The 16,169-nt window shown below is 29.3% G+C and carries 16 protein-coding genes and 1 riboswitch; of the genes, 5 read left to right on the top strand and 11 right to left on the bottom strand.

The window, feature by feature from the left end:
- Positions 1-107: 107 nt before the first annotated feature.
- The 3 genes from ARA56_RS14010 to ARA56_RS14000 all read right to left on the bottom strand — a co-directional run bounded on the left by ARA56_RS14010 (position 108) and on the right by ARA56_RS14000 (position 2,276).
- Positions 108-1,163 (bottom strand): ABC transporter substrate-binding protein, encoded by a 1,056-nt coding sequence (locus ARA56_RS14010; protein ID WP_055267748.1) that lies wholly within the window; start codon positions 1,161-1,163, stop codon positions 108-110.
- A gap of 112 nt (positions 1,164-1,275) precedes the next feature.
- Positions 1,276-1,803, bottom strand: a complete 528-nt coding sequence (locus ARA56_RS14005) for a hypothetical protein (protein ID WP_055267746.1) — start codon at positions 1,801-1,803, stop codon at positions 1,276-1,278.
- A 95-nt stretch (positions 1,804-1,898) separates the two neighbouring features.
- Positions 1,899-2,276 carry a RidA family protein gene (locus ARA56_RS14000; protein WP_055267743.1) on the bottom strand — a complete coding sequence of 126 codons (378 nt, stop codon included), beginning with the start codon at positions 2,274-2,276 and terminating at the stop codon, positions 1,899-1,901.
- A 257-nt stretch (positions 2,277-2,533) separates the two neighbouring features.
- Between ARA56_RS14000 and ARA56_RS13995 the strand changes: the two genes are divergently transcribed.
- A complete protein-coding gene (locus ARA56_RS13995; protein ID WP_055267741.1) occupies positions 2,534-3,556 on the top strand; it encodes a branched-chain amino acid aminotransferase in 1,023 nt (340 codons plus the stop codon).
- Positions 3,557-3,598: 42 nt separating this feature from the next.
- On the opposite strand, the gene ARA56_RS13990 is transcribed toward ARA56_RS13995, so the two are convergent.
- From ARA56_RS13990 to ARA56_RS13975, 4 genes are all read right to left on the bottom strand, one after another.
- Entirely contained in the window at positions 3,599-6,847 is a 3,249-nt protein-coding gene (locus ARA56_RS13990) for an ABC transporter permease (protein ID WP_055267739.1), read from the bottom strand.
- Positions 6,848-6,849: 2 nt separating this feature from the next.
- Entirely contained in the window at positions 6,850-7,554 is a 705-nt protein-coding gene (locus tag ARA56_RS13985; RefSeq protein WP_055267737.1) for an ABC transporter ATP-binding protein, read from the bottom strand.
- Positions 7,555-7,774: 220 nt separating this feature from the next.
- Entirely contained in the window at positions 7,775-7,948 is a 174-nt protein-coding gene (locus ARA56_RS13980) for a (2Fe-2S)-binding protein (protein ID WP_055267735.1), read from the bottom strand.
- Positions 7,949-7,966: 18 nt separating this feature from the next.
- Positions 7,967-8,155, bottom strand: a complete 189-nt coding sequence (locus ARA56_RS13975) for a ferredoxin (RefSeq protein ID WP_055267734.1) — start codon at positions 8,153-8,155, stop codon at positions 7,967-7,969.
- 212 nt (positions 8,156-8,367) lie between these two features.
- On the opposite strand from ARA56_RS13975, the gene ARA56_RS13970 reads away from it, so the two are divergent.
- Positions 8,368-9,039 carry a manganese catalase family protein gene (locus tag ARA56_RS13970; protein ID WP_055267732.1) on the top strand — a complete coding sequence of 224 codons (672 nt, stop codon included), beginning with the start codon at positions 8,368-8,370 and terminating at the stop codon, positions 9,037-9,039.
- Positions 9,040-9,098: 59 nt separating this feature from the next.
- On the opposite strand, the gene ARA56_RS13965 is transcribed toward ARA56_RS13970, so the two are convergent.
- Positions 9,099-9,884, bottom strand: a complete 786-nt coding sequence (locus ARA56_RS13965) for a formate/nitrite transporter family protein (protein WP_055267730.1) — start codon at positions 9,882-9,884, stop codon at positions 9,099-9,101.
- Positions 9,885-10,129: 245 nt separating this feature from the next.
- A riboswitch (purine riboswitch) is annotated at positions 10,130-10,231 on the top strand.
- A 30-nt stretch (positions 10,232-10,261) separates the two neighbouring features.
- Between ARA56_RS13965 and ade the strand changes: the two genes are divergently transcribed.
- A complete protein-coding gene (ade, locus tag ARA56_RS13960; RefSeq protein WP_055267728.1) occupies positions 10,262-12,001 on the top strand; it encodes an adenine deaminase in 1,740 nt (579 codons plus the stop codon).
- 214 nt (positions 12,002-12,215) lie between these two features.
- Here ade and ARA56_RS13955 read toward each other — a convergent pair whose 3' ends face one another.
- Positions 12,216-12,617, bottom strand: a complete 402-nt coding sequence (locus tag ARA56_RS13955; RefSeq protein WP_055267726.1) for a C-GCAxxG-C-C family protein — start codon at positions 12,615-12,617, stop codon at positions 12,216-12,218.
- A 195-nt stretch (positions 12,618-12,812) separates the two neighbouring features.
- Between ARA56_RS13955 and dusA the strand changes: the two genes are divergently transcribed.
- Positions 12,813-13,847, top strand: coding sequence for a tRNA dihydrouridine(20/20a) synthase DusA (gene dusA / locus ARA56_RS13950; protein ID WP_055267724.1), 1,035 nt, complete (start codon positions 12,813-12,815; stop codon positions 13,845-13,847).
- A 174-nt stretch (positions 13,848-14,021) separates the two neighbouring features.
- Positions 14,022-14,489, top strand: coding sequence for an LURP-one-related family protein (locus ARA56_RS13945; protein WP_055267722.1), 468 nt, complete (start codon positions 14,022-14,024; stop codon positions 14,487-14,489).
- 112 nt (positions 14,490-14,601) lie between these two features.
- Here ARA56_RS13945 and ARA56_RS13940 read toward each other — a convergent pair whose 3' ends face one another.
- Positions 14,602-15,609, bottom strand: coding sequence for a DUF4179 domain-containing protein (locus tag ARA56_RS13940; RefSeq protein ID WP_055267720.1), 1,008 nt, complete (start codon positions 15,607-15,609; stop codon positions 14,602-14,604).
- 3 nt (positions 15,610-15,612) lie between these two features.
- Positions 15,613-16,125 carry a sigma-70 family RNA polymerase sigma factor gene (locus tag ARA56_RS13935; RefSeq protein WP_055267719.1) on the bottom strand — a complete coding sequence of 171 codons (513 nt, stop codon included), beginning with the start codon at positions 16,123-16,125 and terminating at the stop codon, positions 15,613-15,615.
- Between the last annotated feature and the right edge of the window lie 44 nt (positions 16,126-16,169).

Below are 16,169 nucleotides of genomic sequence, written 5' to 3'. Positions count from 1 at the left end.
ATACTAAAATATTTATTTCTACTATATATATAACACTTTATTCACATTTATTATTATACTTTTTAAGAATAATTTCTATACTGACCTTTTCCCTTTGCTATAAGCAGTTAGTTTTTAACTTCCATCCACACATCTTGATATAATTTTAATTCATCTTGATTTAAATACTTATACCCTTCACATTTATCTAATATCTCTTGTGGCATATATGCATTTGGATTATTCTTAACTTCATCTGCTTGTTCATCAATAGCTTGCTTTTGTGGAGATGTATATCCAATTTCATCAGCAGTTCTAAATGCTATATCTTTATCACACATAAAGTTTATAAACTTTTCTGCACCTTCAACATTCTTTGCATCTTTTGGTATAGCCCATGAATCTAGCCAATAGTCTGCACCTTCAACTGGGATAACATATTTGAACTTTCCATCTTCAGCTTCTAAGTTTAATCCTTCACCTGACCATATCATAGCTATTTTCTTTTCACCACTTCTCATTAGGTCTAAAACTTCATCCGCCCCATAAATAGGATTTACTTCTTGCTTTTGCTTAATTAATAATTCCTTTGCTTCTTCTAATTGAGCAGGATCTGTTGAGTTTAATGAGTACCCTAAAGTCTTTAATGCAACTCCAATAGTATCTCTTATATTATCAAACATAAATATTTCATCCTTATATTTAGGATCAAATAATGATTTCCAACTAGTTATATCTTCATCAACAGTTTCAGTGTTATATATTAAACCTATTGTTCCATTCATATATGGTACTGTGTAATCATTATTAGGATCATATGGTTTACCCATATCCCCCTCATTCATATTTACTATGTTTGGAATATTATCTTTATTAATTTTTTGAAGCATATCTTCCTTTATCATTTTTTCAGCCATATCATCTGAAACTAATATTACATCATAGTTTACCTTACCACTAGACACCTCTTGATACATATACTGCATATCATCAAAAGTAGTTTCATTAACTTTTATACCAGTTTCTTTTTCAAACTCTTCAAATACACCTTCTGCTGCATTTGCTCCGTAGTTTAAAACATTTATTTCTTGCTTAGATCCTGAAGAGCCACATCCAGCAAATAGCCCTACTGAAAGTATAGCAGTAGCACAAATTGATAGTAATTTAATTTTTCTTTTCTTCATTTTTCTTCCCTTCCATTTGTATCTTATTTTTTAAAACTTATTAATATAATATTATACAACTTTATAATTTACTATATTTTTTAAAAATAAAAAAGCCTATACGGCTTTTTTATCAAAATTCATTATTTGCATCATTTTCTATGCTATTTAATGTAGCTTCACCTCTAGATATCTTTTTTGCTTTCTTATATAGCATTACCATTGGAACAATCATTACCGGTATTATAAAACACCCAACAATGAACCAAGCTGGACTTATTTCATACTTTTTACCTATAACTAAATAGCATTGTATAGATATAATAATTGATACTATACTTATAGCAAATGATATTAGGTTAAATATTACTCCTGTATCAAAAAAATTTCTGATAACAGTACTTGCCATTGATGCAATAAAAACAAATAAAAAGTTCATATTCTTTTCAGCTAATCTTAACATTATATAACTATTACCTACTGGTATCCAAGCTAACCAATTATTAGGTATATCCTCAACTTCAGCAGCTTTATAATAAGCTATACCCGTAAAAATATAAACTATTACTCCAAATAATAGGAATCCTAATAAAAATATGAAAACTATTCCTAAAAATATCCCTAAAGCATCTAAAGCACTGTAAATTTCTAATATGTCCATTTCTCCACCCCCTCTTAATTATTAATTAAACTCATCCTACAATATGAGAATGAGTTTATCATTTAAACCTTAACTATATAAATATAGCTTTTTTTTTATAAATGTGCTATTGCTTCTATTTCTATTAATGCATCCTTTGGAAGCTTTCCAACTTCTACGCAGCTTCTTGCTGGTGGATTTGCATTAAAGAATGTTGCATATACTTCATTTACTGCTGCAAAGTCATTTATATCCTTTAAAAATATAGTTGTCTTAATTATATTTTCTAAAGATGTACCAGCTTCTTCTAAAATAGCTTTAACATTATTCATTGATCTTTCAGTTGCTTTTTTAATATCTGTTTCCATTTCTCCTGTTGCAGGATTAACTGGTATTTGACCTGATGTATAAACTAGCTCACCAATTTTAACTCCTTGTGAGTAAGGTCCTATAGCAGATGGGGCTTTTGCTGTTGAAATAATTTCTCTCTTCATAAATTTTACCTCCATGATATAAATCATATTTACACTTATTATTGTACCATATTCTTCAATAAAATTCTCATATAGTTATTCTATTTCTCTATTCTTTATATACTAATATTAAACCCTTAATATTTTTTCAATTAATATAGTATTTTTTATCATATAGTCAGTATAATTTTGTATAAATAAATACTTTTATGTTAATATTTCGCTTATTCGTTATTAATGATAAAATGATGAATAAAATAAATAAAGGGGCGATTTAAATGAATAAAACTGTAAACATTGATTGGGGCAATCTTGGATTTAATTATATTAAAACTGACTATCGTTACATTTCATATTGGAAGGATGGAAAATGGGATGATGGCAATCTTATAGAAGATAATATGCTAACAATAAGCGAAGCATCAACTGCATTACACTATGGACAACAATGTTTTGAAGGACTAAAAGCCTATAAAACAAAATCAGGAAAAATACAATTGTTTAGACCTGATGAAAATGCTAAAAGAATGAATAACAGCTTAAGTAAGTTACTTATGCCTGAAATACCTGTAGATAAGTTTATAGATGCTTGTAAGCAAGTAGTAAAAGCAAATGAGCACTTTATACCACCTTATGGTACTGGTGGAACCTTATACTTAAGACCTTTCGTAATCGGAGTAGGTGATAATATAGGTGTTAAACCTGCAACGGAATATATATTCGTTGTATTCTGCTTACCTGTAGGTAATTATTTTAAGGGTGGTATGACTCCATGTAACTTTATGATTGCTGACTATGATAGAGCTGCTCCACATGGTACTGGAGCTAACAAAGTAGGTGGAAACTATGCTGCATCTCTTCAACCTCATAAAGTAGCTGTTGATAGAGGTTTTGCAGATTGTATATACCTAGACCCTGCAACTAGAAAAAATATTGATGAAGTTGGGGCTGCTAACTTCTTTGGAATAACCATAAACAACGAATTTGTTACTCCAAAGTCGTCTTCTATACTTCCAAGTATAACCAAGTATTCATTAATGCATATTGCTGAACATTATTTAGGCATGAAGGTTTATGAAAGAGACGTTCCAATAGATAATCTGGATGTATTTAAAGAAGCTGGGGCTTGTGGAACTGCTGCTGTAATAACTCCAATTGGTGGTATTGAATATAATGGTCACCTTCACGTATTCTATAGTGAAACAGAAGTTGGTCCTGTAATAAAAGAACTTTATAGAATCCTTTGTGGAATACAATTTGGTGATATTGAAGGACCGGAAGGCTGGATTTTTGAAGTTTAAAAATTAAAATAAAAAAGTTGCTATTAAAGCAACTTTTTTATTTTAGTCTACTGACTTTAATGATTCTACCATTTGTACCTTTTTAAGTTTAAAGTACATTGCCCAGTTTACTAATAATGCAAATCCTACTGTTAGTAATCCTGCATATACATAGCTAATTGTATTAATACTTCTACCAAACATTACATAATCCATTTCTACAGTAACCATAATAAATTGATGCAATACTACACCAAGTATTAGTCCTGCAAACATTCCAACTATTGTTAATAATACATTTTCTCTGAATATATAAGCTGCTACTTCTTTATCATAGAACCCTAAAACTTTTATTGTAGCTATTTCCCTAATACGCTCTGAAATATTAACATTTGTAAGATTATATAGAACTATAAATGATAATGCACCAGCAAATATAATCATTATTAATACAATAAAATCTAAAGATTCTATAGTGTTATTAAAATTGTCTCTTACTCCAGTATTACTTACAACTCCTGATACACCATCCTGATTTACTAATCCACTAGATACAGCATCAGCCACTTCACTAGTAGAGTTATTTAATATAATATAAACTTCATCTGGAGTAGCTTTTCTATCAAATACTTTTTCATAATAATCAGGAGTCATATAAATATAGTGTTGTATATAGTTTTCTACTATTGATGCTACCTTAGCAGTTCCTGTTACATCATTACTGTTAGTTATAGTTATTTTATCTCCAACTTTTACACCAAGCGTCTTTGCAATCTTTTCTGTAATAGCTATTCCATCATCATCTAACTCTATTGCTTCTCCAGAAGTTCTATTTTGAAGATGAACAAATTTATCAAATGCATTTATATCTTCTGGGACTATAACATCTAAATCTTTACTTACATCATTAGCTTCAATCTTACACATCTCACCTTTAACAAATAATAAATCTTTAATATCCTTTTGATTATTAATATAAGATGTTAAATCATTTTTCTTAAGAGTATTTATATTATTTTCTAAATTAACTGATATATCATACTTATTTATTACTCCAAATTGCTTTTCTACTACAGTTTTTATGGAATCTTTTAATCCAAGTCCTGCAAGTAATAAAGCTGTACTTCCTGCAATACCTATTACAGTCATCAAAAATCTCTTTTTATATCTAAATATATTTCTGATTGTAACCTTTCCAGTAAAATTAAATCTATTCCATATAAAAGGTATTCTTTCTAGTAATATTCTTTTTCCTTCCTTAGGAGCTTTTGGCCTCATAAGAACTGAAGGTGTCTCTCTAAGTTCAATCCTACATGCAGAATAAGTAACTAATGTAGTTAATCCAACTGCAACAACTGCTGTTATAATTGCTAGCGGAATATCTGTAAAGAAAGTCATAGGAGGCATTATATACATAATATTATACGCATCATATATTACTTTTGGTAAAAATGTAAAGCCTACTATGATACCTAAAACTGATCCTATTAAACTTGCTAATAAAGCATATACAATAAATTTCTTTGCTATATTTCCATTACTGTATCCAAGAGCTTTCATAGTACCAATATTTATTCTTTGTTCATCTACCATTCTTGTCATAGTAGTTAAACATACTAATGCAGCTACTACTAAAAAGAATACAGGAAATACATTTGATACCTTATCTATACTATTTGCACTATTTTCATAATCAACATATGAATAATGAGAATTTCTATCTAATATATAAAGACTTGGTTTTTCTATTTTATTTATTTGATTTTCTGCATCTTTAAGCTTTTCTTCTGCTTTTAAGAGTTCTTCGTCTGCAAGCGCTTTATTTTTCTCGTACTCAGCTTCACCCTCTGCCAATTGAACTTTACCATTTTCTACTTCTACTCTAGCATTTGATAGCTGGATTACACCTTCGCTCTTTGCACTTTGAAGTGTTGCTCTTGTTGCATCTAATGTAGCTCTTGCAGTATCTAACTGAATCTTTGCATCTGCTAATGCCTGTTCTTGATTATAAAACTCTGCCTTTTTACTTTCTAGCTCTGCTCTACCTGTATTTATTTTATCTAAAGAATTTGTAACAATAAGGTCTATAGCTGATAATGCAGTTTCTAACATTATTTTTTCTACTTCACTAATGTTAGGATCATTCAACTTATTCTCAATCTCAGATTTTTTTTCAACCAAAATCGCTATTTTATTTTCAGCTTCTACTAAAGCTGCTTCAGCTTGATTAAAGCCTTCTTCCGCTGTTGCTTTAGCATCATTGAATACTTTTAATCCAGCTTCATACTCCGCTTCTTTCTTAATTAATTCGTATTCTCCACTAGCTAATTGAGATTCACCATTAGCTATCATTGTATTTAACTCTTCCTCTTTATTATCTATTTCAGTTTCTGCATTTAATAATTGAATCTTTGTATCTTCAATTTGAGATTTAGCATCACTTAACTGCTTTTCTACTTCAGCCTTCTTTTCTTCATATTCTTTTTTACCTTTATTTAATTCTTCAATAGCTACATCTTTTATCTCGTTGTATCTTCTATCAACTATTACGTCTGATTTATCTTCAATAGCTTCTTTAACTTTATCTACTACATCAAAATATTCATCTTTATATGAATTAAGCTCCTTTGCATCTCTTACAGTGACGTATATATCTGTATATACCTCCATATTAAAATCTGATTCTGGAATATACATAAATGTACTAACACTTCCACTACCAATAGTTGTACTACCAATTTGGTCAGATAAATAATATGGTGTTTCTATAATACCTACTACTTTATACTCTTTGACATTTAAAGAATTAGTTATATCTTCTTCTTTTCCTGACTTTAAAGATAGCGTATCTCCAATATTAATTTTTCCATCTTTAAACTTTCCTTTAGCAACAACACACTCTCCAGATTTTTCTGGCAATCTTCCCTCAACTACATTTAATCTATTAATATAGTCATCATTACTATCACTTAAATTAGATATAGGCATACTTTGAACTCTAATAACAAATTCATCATTTCCTACCTTTGTTAAAGCATCCATTGTATATTCAGGATATGCTCCTAATACACCATCTATTTTCTTTATATCTTTTACATCTTCATCTGTTAATCCTAATGTTGATATTATTCTTAAATCCATTAAGTTATAATCATCATAATATTTGTCAGCAGATCCTTTCATATCTAATGGAGCTATCTTAACTCCTGTAAAAAGCATTACTCCTAATGCAATAATAGATACAATAGAAATAAATCTACCTTTAGTCTTCTTGATATCTCTAAATATATCTTTCCATAATGCATTTTTCATTTTTACCACTCAATCCTTTCCACTGGGACAGGATTTTCATTTATACTCATTCTTTTTACTTTACCACTCTTAATTTCGATGATTTTATCTCCCATCGGCGTTAAGGCTAAATTATGAGTAATTATAATAACCGTCATTCCTTGTTCTCTACAAGTATCTTGAAGAAGCTTTAATATCGCTTTTCCTGTATTGTAATCTAATGCTCCTGTTGGCTCATCACAAAGTAACAATTTAGGATTTTTAGCTAATGCTCTAGCTATAGCAACTCTTTGTTGTTCTCCACCAGATAGCTGAGATGGAAAGTTATTTTTTCTCTCACTTAATCCAACTGCATCTAGAACTTTATCTATATCAAGAGGGTTCTTACAAATTTGAATTGCAAGTTCAACATTTTCTCTTACAGTTAAATTTTGAACTAGATTATAAAATTGAAACACGAATCCTATATCATCTCTTCTATAAGTAACTAGTTCTTTTTGAGAATATTTACTTACCTCATTGTTATCTACTATTACCTTACCAGATGATACAGTATCCATTCCCCCTAAAATATTTAGTATAGTACTCTTACCAGCTCCACTAGCACCTGCAACTACAACAAATTCACCTTTATCAACGGAAAAGTTTACACCACTTAACGCTTCAATTTCAACCTCACCCATTTTATATACCTTTTTTACATCTTTAAATTCAATGTAATTACTCATAAGTTTCCCCTCCATGCATAACTTTATCATACGACATATTTAAGTATACAATACTTATTTTCCTTCTACAATGAAGTTAACTATTATTAATATCATATTCATAATTTATAAATATTTTGGAGAAATTATATCTTTTATATAATTAGTATCTTATCTATTCTTATAGAAAAAAGACTAATTTAACTTTCTTTAAAAGTTAAATTAGTCTTTATGTAAATTACTATTTATTATTTTCGATTATTAATTCAATCTTACCTTTACATCTTCCACCACGGCATCCACCAGCACCTGCACCAGTAGCTTCTTTAACTTCTTCAAAAGAAGTAGCTCCATTCTTTACCGCTTCAACGATTTGTTCTTCTGTTATTCCTCTACATAGACATACTTTTGACATTTATAATACCTCCAAATCTTATTCTTCTATTGATATAGCTTGTACAGGACATCCATCACAAGCTTCTCTAACTGAATCTTCTAATCCTGATTCTACTTCACCTTCTATAGCTACTGCAACTCCAGTATCTAGTGAGAATACATCACTGCATAATCCTTCACATAAACCACAGCTTATGCAAGTATTTTCATCTACAAATGCTCTCATTTTTTAAGTCCTCCTATTAAATTCTATTTTCATAATAATTATCTATTAATAATGATTATTTGTCAATATCAATCCATACTATTTTAGTCAACTTTATTTTTTATGAATCATTTTGCAGCTCATCTATTATGAGATGCTTCTACATAAAAATATTTCTTATGAGGATACTAATTATTGATATATAAAATATAAATTTAGGAGCTGATAATCTTATGTTTAAACATGAAAAAAAATTATTACATGAAGTAAAAATTGAAAAACCCAATCCTCAATATGCTGTTCTTATGCAAGAACAACTTGGTGGAGGTAATGGTGAGCTTAAAGCTGCTATGCAATATATATCTCAAAGCTTTAGAATTAAAGACCCTGCAATTAAAGATTTATTTTTAGACATCGGCGCAGAAGAGTTAAGTCACATGGAAATGGTTGCTCAAACTATCAATCTGCTAAACGGTCATGATGTTGATTATAAAAGAGTAGACGTTGGAGAAATTCAAACTCATGTTATGTTTGGTTTAACTCCAGGACTAGTTAATTCATCTGGAGCTCCTTGGACTGCAAACTACGTTACTGTAACTGGTGATTTAGTAGCTGATTTACTTTCTAATATTGCTTCTGAACAAAGAGCTAAAACAGTTTATGAGTACTTATATAGACAAATTTATGATAAACATGTAAGAGAAACTATAGACTTCCTTTTAAATAGAGAAGAAGCTCATAATGCTTTATTTAGAGAGGCATTAAATAAAGTTAAAGATACTGGATCTAACCATGATTTTGGTGTTACAGAAGATTCTAAATTATATTTTGATCTTTCATCTCCTGGAAGACATTTTGATAACCCTAATCCTACACCACCAAGCTTCGATAACACAAGAAGATAAATATAAAAGAAAATGACTGTTGCTTTTATTGCATACAGTCATTTTCTTTTATATTTATTTTATTTTTCTTTTTTCTTCATACTTATAAAGTAATATGGTAATCCTACAAACAATATTCCACCAACAAAGTTTCCAAGTGAAACCCAACCTATATTATGTATATATCCCATAATGTTAACATCAACTCCATGAGGTAACATTAACCCCATAGCTAGGAATCCCATATTAGCAACACTATGTTCAAATCCTGCTGTTATGAACGTAAATAAACACCAAAATATCATTAAAATCTTAGCAGTTTCCTCTTTTAACTTGTAACACATCCAAGTTGCAAGACATACTAAAACGTTACATAATAATCCTCTTAAAAATAATTGCATTCCTGGAGTTGCCATTTTAGCAGAAACATTGCTTACTATAAACTCTCCAATATATTCACTTTTCCCTGTAGCAAGACCAGCTTGTACATATAAGAATGCCCCCATAATCCCGCCTAAGAGATTACCAATCCAAACTGCAATCCATATTCTAACTGCATCTAACCATGTAACTTTCTTTTTTAAGGCTCCCACAGTCATAATCATTGCATTACTTGTAAAAAGATCTCCACCAGCCATGAATACAAGACTTAAAGCAACACCAAATGAAGCTCCCATTAATATCTTATAAGTTTCATTTCCTGCATGATGCATAATTCCACCTATAGAATAAATTAGCATAATTCCTAAGCTTACTAAGAAACTTCCCATCATTGCTGCTACTATGTACTTTAACTTACTGTCTTTATACAGTCCAATTTTCACTTCTGCAGAATGAGCTAAATTATCAATTTCCTTTGAATACATATCCGCACCTCTTACTAAATTTTATCTGTGCTATTTATATCCCCTATATTTTTTCGCACATATTTTATAATATAACTTTTATGATACTTTTTCAAAGTTAGACATTTCCTATTATTTTTCTTAATTTAAAATATTCTTTTAAGAAACCGTTTAACTTATTATATATTCACATTTTTTTGAATATATATTATTAATCGTGGATATTTTTTTTAAATTTTTCTTTGACATTAATTTCTTATCTGAATATAATGGTTAACAATAACCTTCGTATAAGCTTAATAATAAGGTTTAAGCGTCTCTACTATATCACCGTAAATGATATAACTATGAAGTCTCTGGATCCACGAAGGTTAAGAATAATTTACGAGGTGGATTTAATGAATAAAGATTTATTTGTAAAAACGATTGAGTCTTCAGCTAAAAGAAGACCTTGCGATTTAGTTATTAAAAATATTACTGTTGTAGATGTTTTTCAATGTTCTACTTTCATTTCTGATGTTGGAATATCTAATGGATATATAGTTGGATTAGGAGAATACTCTGGTACTACTGAGATTGATGGTACAGGTAAATATATATGTCCAAGCCTTATAGATAGTCATGCTCATATCGAATCATCACTACTTACTCCAAAGGAATATTATAAATGTGCATTACGTCATGGTATTACTTCTATGGTTATAGACCCTCATGAAATTGCAAATGTATTTGGCAAAAAAGGTATTGATTTTATGATTAACTCTAGCAAGGATATACCTTTTGACTTTTACTTTATGCTTTCATCCTGTGTACCAGCTACATCTTTTGAAAACTCTGGTGCTATATTAAATAGTTCAGATTTAAAGCCATACTATAAAAATAAAAACATTCTTGGATTAGCAGAAGTTATGAATTATCCTGCAGTTTTAAACTGTGAAGAAGATATGATTCAAAAGCTTTGGGATGCTAAGGAGAATAATGGTGTAATAGATGGTCACTGTGCTGGTTTTAATAATGACATGGTTAATATCTATGCTACTGCTAATATTAGAACTGACCACGAAAGTGTTACTTATGAGGAATTAATAGAAAAGGTTAGACGTGGAATGTACGTGCTTATAAGAGAAGGTACTGTTGCTAAAAATTTAAAGGACTTAGTTCACGGAGCTTCAATTTTTAATAGTAGACGTCTTTGCCTTTGCACTGATGATAAGCATATAGATGATTTAGTTATGAATGGAAGTATTGATAATTCAATAAAGCTTTGTGTAAACAATGGTTTAAAATCTGAAATAGCGATTCAAATGGCTACTCTAAATCCTTCAGAATGCTACAACTTAAGAAATAAAGGTGCTATAGCCCCTGGTTATGTTGCTGATTTCTTGATATTAGATAGCTTAGAAGATTTCTCAATAGAATCAGTTTATAAGAATGGAACTCTTGTTGTTAAAAACAACGAATTATTTAATATGCCTGATGAAATTGTTGAAGAAGTAAATCTTCCAACAGCAATGAATATAAAAGAGTTAACATCTGAAGACTTAAAAATAGATATAAGTAATAAAGACTTTATAAATGTAATAGAGCTAATTCCTAATAAATTAGAGAGCAATCATTTAAAGATTAAAATAGATAGTTTAAATTTAAAAGATGAGTTTACTCCGCTAGTAGATGAAAATGACCTATTAAAGGTTTCTGTAATGGAAAGACATAATAACACTGGAAATATTGGTCTAGGAGTATTAAAAGGCCTTAAATTAAACTCTGGAGCTATTGCAACAACTATTACTCATGACTCTCATAATTTAATAGTTGCTGGAACTAATGATTCAGATATGATCTTTGCAGTAGAAGAATTAAAGAAATTAGGTGGAGGAATAATTGTAGTTCAAAATGGGAATGTACTATCTTCTATAAAACTTGAAATTGGTGGAGTAATTACAGGCAGAAAAGCTGAAGAAGTTATTCAAGACTTAGCTAAGCTTCATGATGCTATAGACATAATCTCTCCAGATATAGATTTTAATCCATTTTTAACTTTATCATTCCTAGCACTTCCAGTAATTCCTTCACTAAAAATTACTGATAAAGGTATATTTGATGTTGAAAAATTCAAATTTATACCAGTAGCAGAATAAATAAATTGCATACTAAGTGCACAGTCCCAAAGTCGACTTCGTCGAGTCCAAGAGTGCCTACGGCAGTCCAAGAGATTTACTTCGTAAATATCCAATGGCTCCTTTAATTCTAAATTATTACTCATGGATATTGTAAATCTCTTGGCCATCACAAAGCGATATCTTGGACTTTGACGAAGTCAAACTTTTGTCCAAAGTGCTTCACACTTTATTTCTATTCTGCTAAAAGTTCTTCTAGTATTTCAGCTGCATCTTCTACACACCCTCTGCAAGAACGTAATACATTTCCTGTTGTAATACCCTTTAAGTCCTTGCACATTACAGAAGTATTTTTCTCCTTAAATCTTCTCTCAATCTCATGTAAAAGTTCCTCATCTTCTTTAATCCACTCTGCTGGATTATCAGGATTTATATTACCTTTTAAATAATTCACTATAACATAAGCTCCCATAACGGCTCCACATACCTTGTACGTCCCACCACTATACTTTCTAACTATACTTTTCATAGTTTCATCATCAACATCTACTAAATCACAAAAGGCACATGCTACAGCTTGTGAGCAAGTGTATCTATTGCTGTGTAATTCTATTGCTTTATTTTTTCTCTCACCCATATTAAGACTCCTTACCTTTCATTTTGTCACTTATAATTATATACACTAACTTTGATATTGTCACTTTGCTACTAATTATCCCTTTCTTTCAATATATATAATGGTAATTATTGCGAAAGCTTAATTTATTATTATGAATATTTTAATGTGCTATAATAAATCATAAATAATCTGATAAAAGAAAGGAAACAAAAGATGGAAAAATATACTTCAAATATACCTACCCCTAAAATTAGTATTGCTCCTATGGTTGATAAGTCTCATAGGCATTTTAGATATTTTTGCAGAATCATGAATAAAGAAGCTCTACTTTATACTGAAATGGTTACAGCTCAAGCAATAATAAATGGTGACTTAGATAAAATATTATATTTTAGAAAAGAAGAAGGTCCTGTAGCTTTACAAATAGCAGCATCTAATGCTGAAGATGCCTATAAAGCTTTAAAGCTTGCGGAAGGTTTTAATTATACTGAGATAAATTTAAATTGTGGCTGTCCATCTGATAGAGTTTCAGGAAACTTAATGGGTGCTGCTTTAATGTCTGACAAAAACTTAGTCTATGAAATTCTTTCTGCTATGAAGGAAGCAACAAATAAACCTGTAACTATTAAACACAGAATTGGTATTGATGGAACTGGAGTTATTACTGATAATAATAGCAAAATAATAATGGAAGGCTATGAAGATTTATTGGACTTCTTAGATACAGTTTCTAAAGCAAAACCAGACAGATATACAGTTCATGCTCGTTCTGCTATATTGAAAGGCTTAAGCCCAAAAGATAATAGAGAGATTCCTCCTCTAGATTATGAGATGGTATATAAACTTAAAAATGACTTTAATTATTTAAATATTGAAATTAACGGCGGCTTTAAGACATTAGATTCAATTAAAGATGCACTTACTAAGATTGATGGAGTTATGATAGGTAGGGCCTCATACGAAGATTGCTATCTTTTAGCTAACTTAAATAAACTTAATTATGAAAATATAAAGCCTATTTCTAGAGGTGATATAATTAAATCTTATATTCCTTATGTAGAAGAAGAGCTTGAAAGAGGAAGTAATGTTCACTCACTAGCTGCTCCACTTCAAAGCTTATTCCAAGGTCAACCTGGTAGTAGAAAATTTAAACAATTAATTTCTTCATCAAATGTAAAAAGAGAAACTTTAGTGCCTCTTTTAAATAATATCCTTGAAGTTATGCCTCAAGACATACTTTGGAAGTAAAAAAACATAATCGTAAGCAAGCTAACTAAATATTTTTTTAGTTAGCTCTTATTATATTATTATCTTTAATTTATTTCTAATCTTAATCCAATTTCCCAAGCCTTCTGTTCTATTAATATCTTGTAATGTATAAGATAGTATTATATCCAATTATTTAATAAAGGAGAATTTTAAATGATTAGAATCAACTTTAAAAATTTTAAAGGTTTTAATGATTCAAAAGTAACAGATGCTAACGGAAAAGAAATTATTAATTTTGAAAAAGTAAAAGCATTACCTACACGTGCATGCTATTCTATTGTTAACGCTAATCATGAAAAAATAGGAAGGATAGAAAAAAGGAGATATAATTTTGGGTTAGTTGATTTACCTCAAATAATTATATCTGTAAATAATGATAAAATTGAAATACAAAAAGATATGAAAGAATTGAAAGAATTTTATGAGATTAAAGGAAGTAATTTTTCGATTAGCGGTAATTGGGATGGTCCACAATTTAATATTTCCAAAAATGAAAAAGTATTGGCTTCGGTTAATGTGCAAAAAGAAGAATCAGGAGGTACTTATTTAGTTGATATTATCGACAAAGCAAATGAAAACCAAGTTCTATGTATATTATTCGCATTAAGCTGGATTAGATAAATAAAATTAAAGGTAGGCACTTGCCTACCCTTAATGCTACATAATATGTTAAATCTGTTCATGTAAATCTAATTTTCAAATTTATATTTATCATCAAATATCAAAACTAATATTATTTTATTATTATAGTAAATTCTTCCCCAGTTATTTTATAATCATGGCTCATTTTACCACTTTCTTTTGGGTATGCCACTGCATATGGAGTTAATGTTAATATTTTTGCCTCTGAAGAAATTTCTATTTGATTTTTCATCACACCACTAGTGATTTCTTCATAAGAACTATAAAACTCTACTTCACTTCCTAAGTCATCATGACCTTTTAATACCAAATCATATACATTATTCTTATCCTTATTTTCGATTGAGTAATAAATTTTTTGTCCTATATCATTACTTCTATATTCGTTAAGAGTTATCTTTTGTCCATTTTCTAAAACAAATGAATTACCTATTTTTATACTCTTACTATTCGCTGCTAAAGTATCTCCATTAGCTGTAAATTCAAATTTCCATGGTCCGTTAACCTTATTTTCTCTATCATTAATATATAAATATGCTGAATCATATTTTATTTCTATATCTAAATCACCAGCTTGTAGTTCCTTATCTAATTTATATGTTAAAACAACTTCTTCAGTATATTCATCAATTTGTTTACTTGAACCACCTGCTGCACTAGATATTCTATTGCCATTAATGTACACATTTCCATGTAAAGATATATGCCCATTATTATCTAGATTCTCATCTGACTTTATTGTTGTTGATACAATAATCTCATCCTTATCTAAAATAACTTCATTTAACTGAACTGTTACTCCCTCCTTACTTATTGCACTATTTACTACTGTTTTGTAATCATCTAAATTTCTATTAATACCTAAATAATTTCTAATATCAAACATTGCTAATTTAACTGTTGCACTTATCTCATTAGAGAAAACTGTTCCAACTATAGCTATACAAAAAGACGCAGCTATAGTTGCAGCTATTGCACTTTTTCTAATTCGTTTCGTATTTTTATATTTTATATCCTTATATCCTTCAGTTGCAGCATTTTTAATAACTTCATCTAATTTTGAAGAAACTTTTATATCATCAATATTTATATCTTTCATAATTTATACCTCCATATATATTTTTAACTTTTTTAAAGTTCTATTTAATCTACTTTTTACTGTTCCTAATGGTACATTAGTTTTATGTGATATGTCTTTTAATGATTTATCTTCTAAATACCTCATTACTATTAGTTCTCTTTCTTTTGGTGATAACTTATCTAAAGCAATTGCAATATCTTCCTCAAAATCACTTTTAGTATTTTCTATAATTAAATTATTTTCATAATCATTTATATTTACCAAAGTAACTTTACTATTTTTCTTTATATAATCCTTACAAACATTTATAGTGATTCTAGTAATCCAAGTATTAAAATATTGTGGCTCTTTTAAGTTTTTTAATGATTTTATAGCTTTTATGATTGCTTCGTGAATACAATCTAAAGCATCATTTTCATTTTTTAAATACATAAAAGATACTTTATATAAATTTTCTTTAATTGGTTCTATTAATTTAACAAAGCTCTCCATATCACCTTCAACTGCTTTTTTGAATAATAGTTCGTTAACCACTTATAACTCCCCTCTCCGAATCGATTCGTATAATAGACGATTAT

Source organism: Clostridium disporicum, assembly GCF_001405015.1.
Lineage (GTDB): Bacteria > Bacillota > Clostridia > Clostridiales > Clostridiaceae > Clostridium > Clostridium disporicum_B.
The sequence above is the reverse complement of the archived record's forward strand: the minus strand, read 5'-3'. Positions and strand labels throughout refer to the sequence as shown.

Bases quoted from the DNA above. Each gene is read 5' to 3' on its own strand.
- ARA56_RS13970 (WP_055267732.1), top strand. From the start codon at position 8,368: ATGTTTAAACATGAAAAAAAATTATTACATGAAGTAAAAATTGAAAAA.
- ade (WP_055267728.1), top strand. From the start codon at position 10,262: ATGAATAAAGATTTATTTGTAAAAACGATTGAGTCTTCAGCTAAAAGA.
- ARA56_RS13965 (WP_055267730.1), bottom strand. From the start codon at position 9,884: ATGTATTCAAAGGAAATTGATAATTTAGCTCATTCTGCAGAAGTGAAA.
- ARA56_RS13980 (WP_055267735.1), bottom strand. From the start codon at position 7,948: ATGTCAAAAGTATGTCTATGTAGAGGAATAACAGAAGAACAAATCGTT.
- ARA56_RS14000 (WP_055267743.1), bottom strand. From the start codon at position 2,276: ATGAAGAGAGAAATTATTTCAACAGCAAAAGCCCCATCTGCTATAGGA.
- ARA56_RS13990 (WP_055267739.1), bottom strand. From the start codon at position 6,847: ATGAAAAATGCATTATGGAAAGATATATTTAGAGATATCAAGAAGACT.
- ARA56_RS14005 (WP_055267746.1), bottom strand. From the start codon at position 1,803: ATGGACATATTAGAAATTTACAGTGCTTTAGATGCTTTAGGGATATTT.
- dusA (WP_055267724.1), top strand. From the start codon at position 12,813: ATGGAAAAATATACTTCAAATATACCTACCCCTAAAATTAGTATTGCT.
- ARA56_RS13945 (WP_055267722.1), top strand. From the start codon at position 14,022: ATGATTAGAATCAACTTTAAAAATTTTAAAGGTTTTAATGATTCAAAA.
- ARA56_RS13985 (WP_055267737.1), bottom strand. From the start codon at position 7,554: ATGAGTAATTACATTGAATTTAAAGATGTAAAAAAGGTATATAAAATG.
- ARA56_RS14010 (WP_055267748.1), bottom strand. From the start codon at position 1,163: ATGAAGAAAAGAAAAATTAAATTACTATCAATTTGTGCTACTGCTATA.
- ARA56_RS13995 (WP_055267741.1), top strand. From the start codon at position 2,534: ATGAATAAAACTGTAAACATTGATTGGGGCAATCTTGGATTTAATTAT.
- ARA56_RS13955 (WP_055267726.1), bottom strand. From the start codon at position 12,617: ATGGGTGAGAGAAAAAATAAAGCAATAGAATTACACAGCAATAGATAC.
- ARA56_RS13975 (WP_055267734.1), bottom strand. From the start codon at position 8,155: ATGAGAGCATTTGTAGATGAAAATACTTGCATAAGCTGTGGTTTATGT.
- ARA56_RS13940 (WP_055267720.1), bottom strand. From the start codon at position 15,609: ATGAAAGATATAAATATTGATGATATAAAAGTTTCTTCAAAATTAGAT.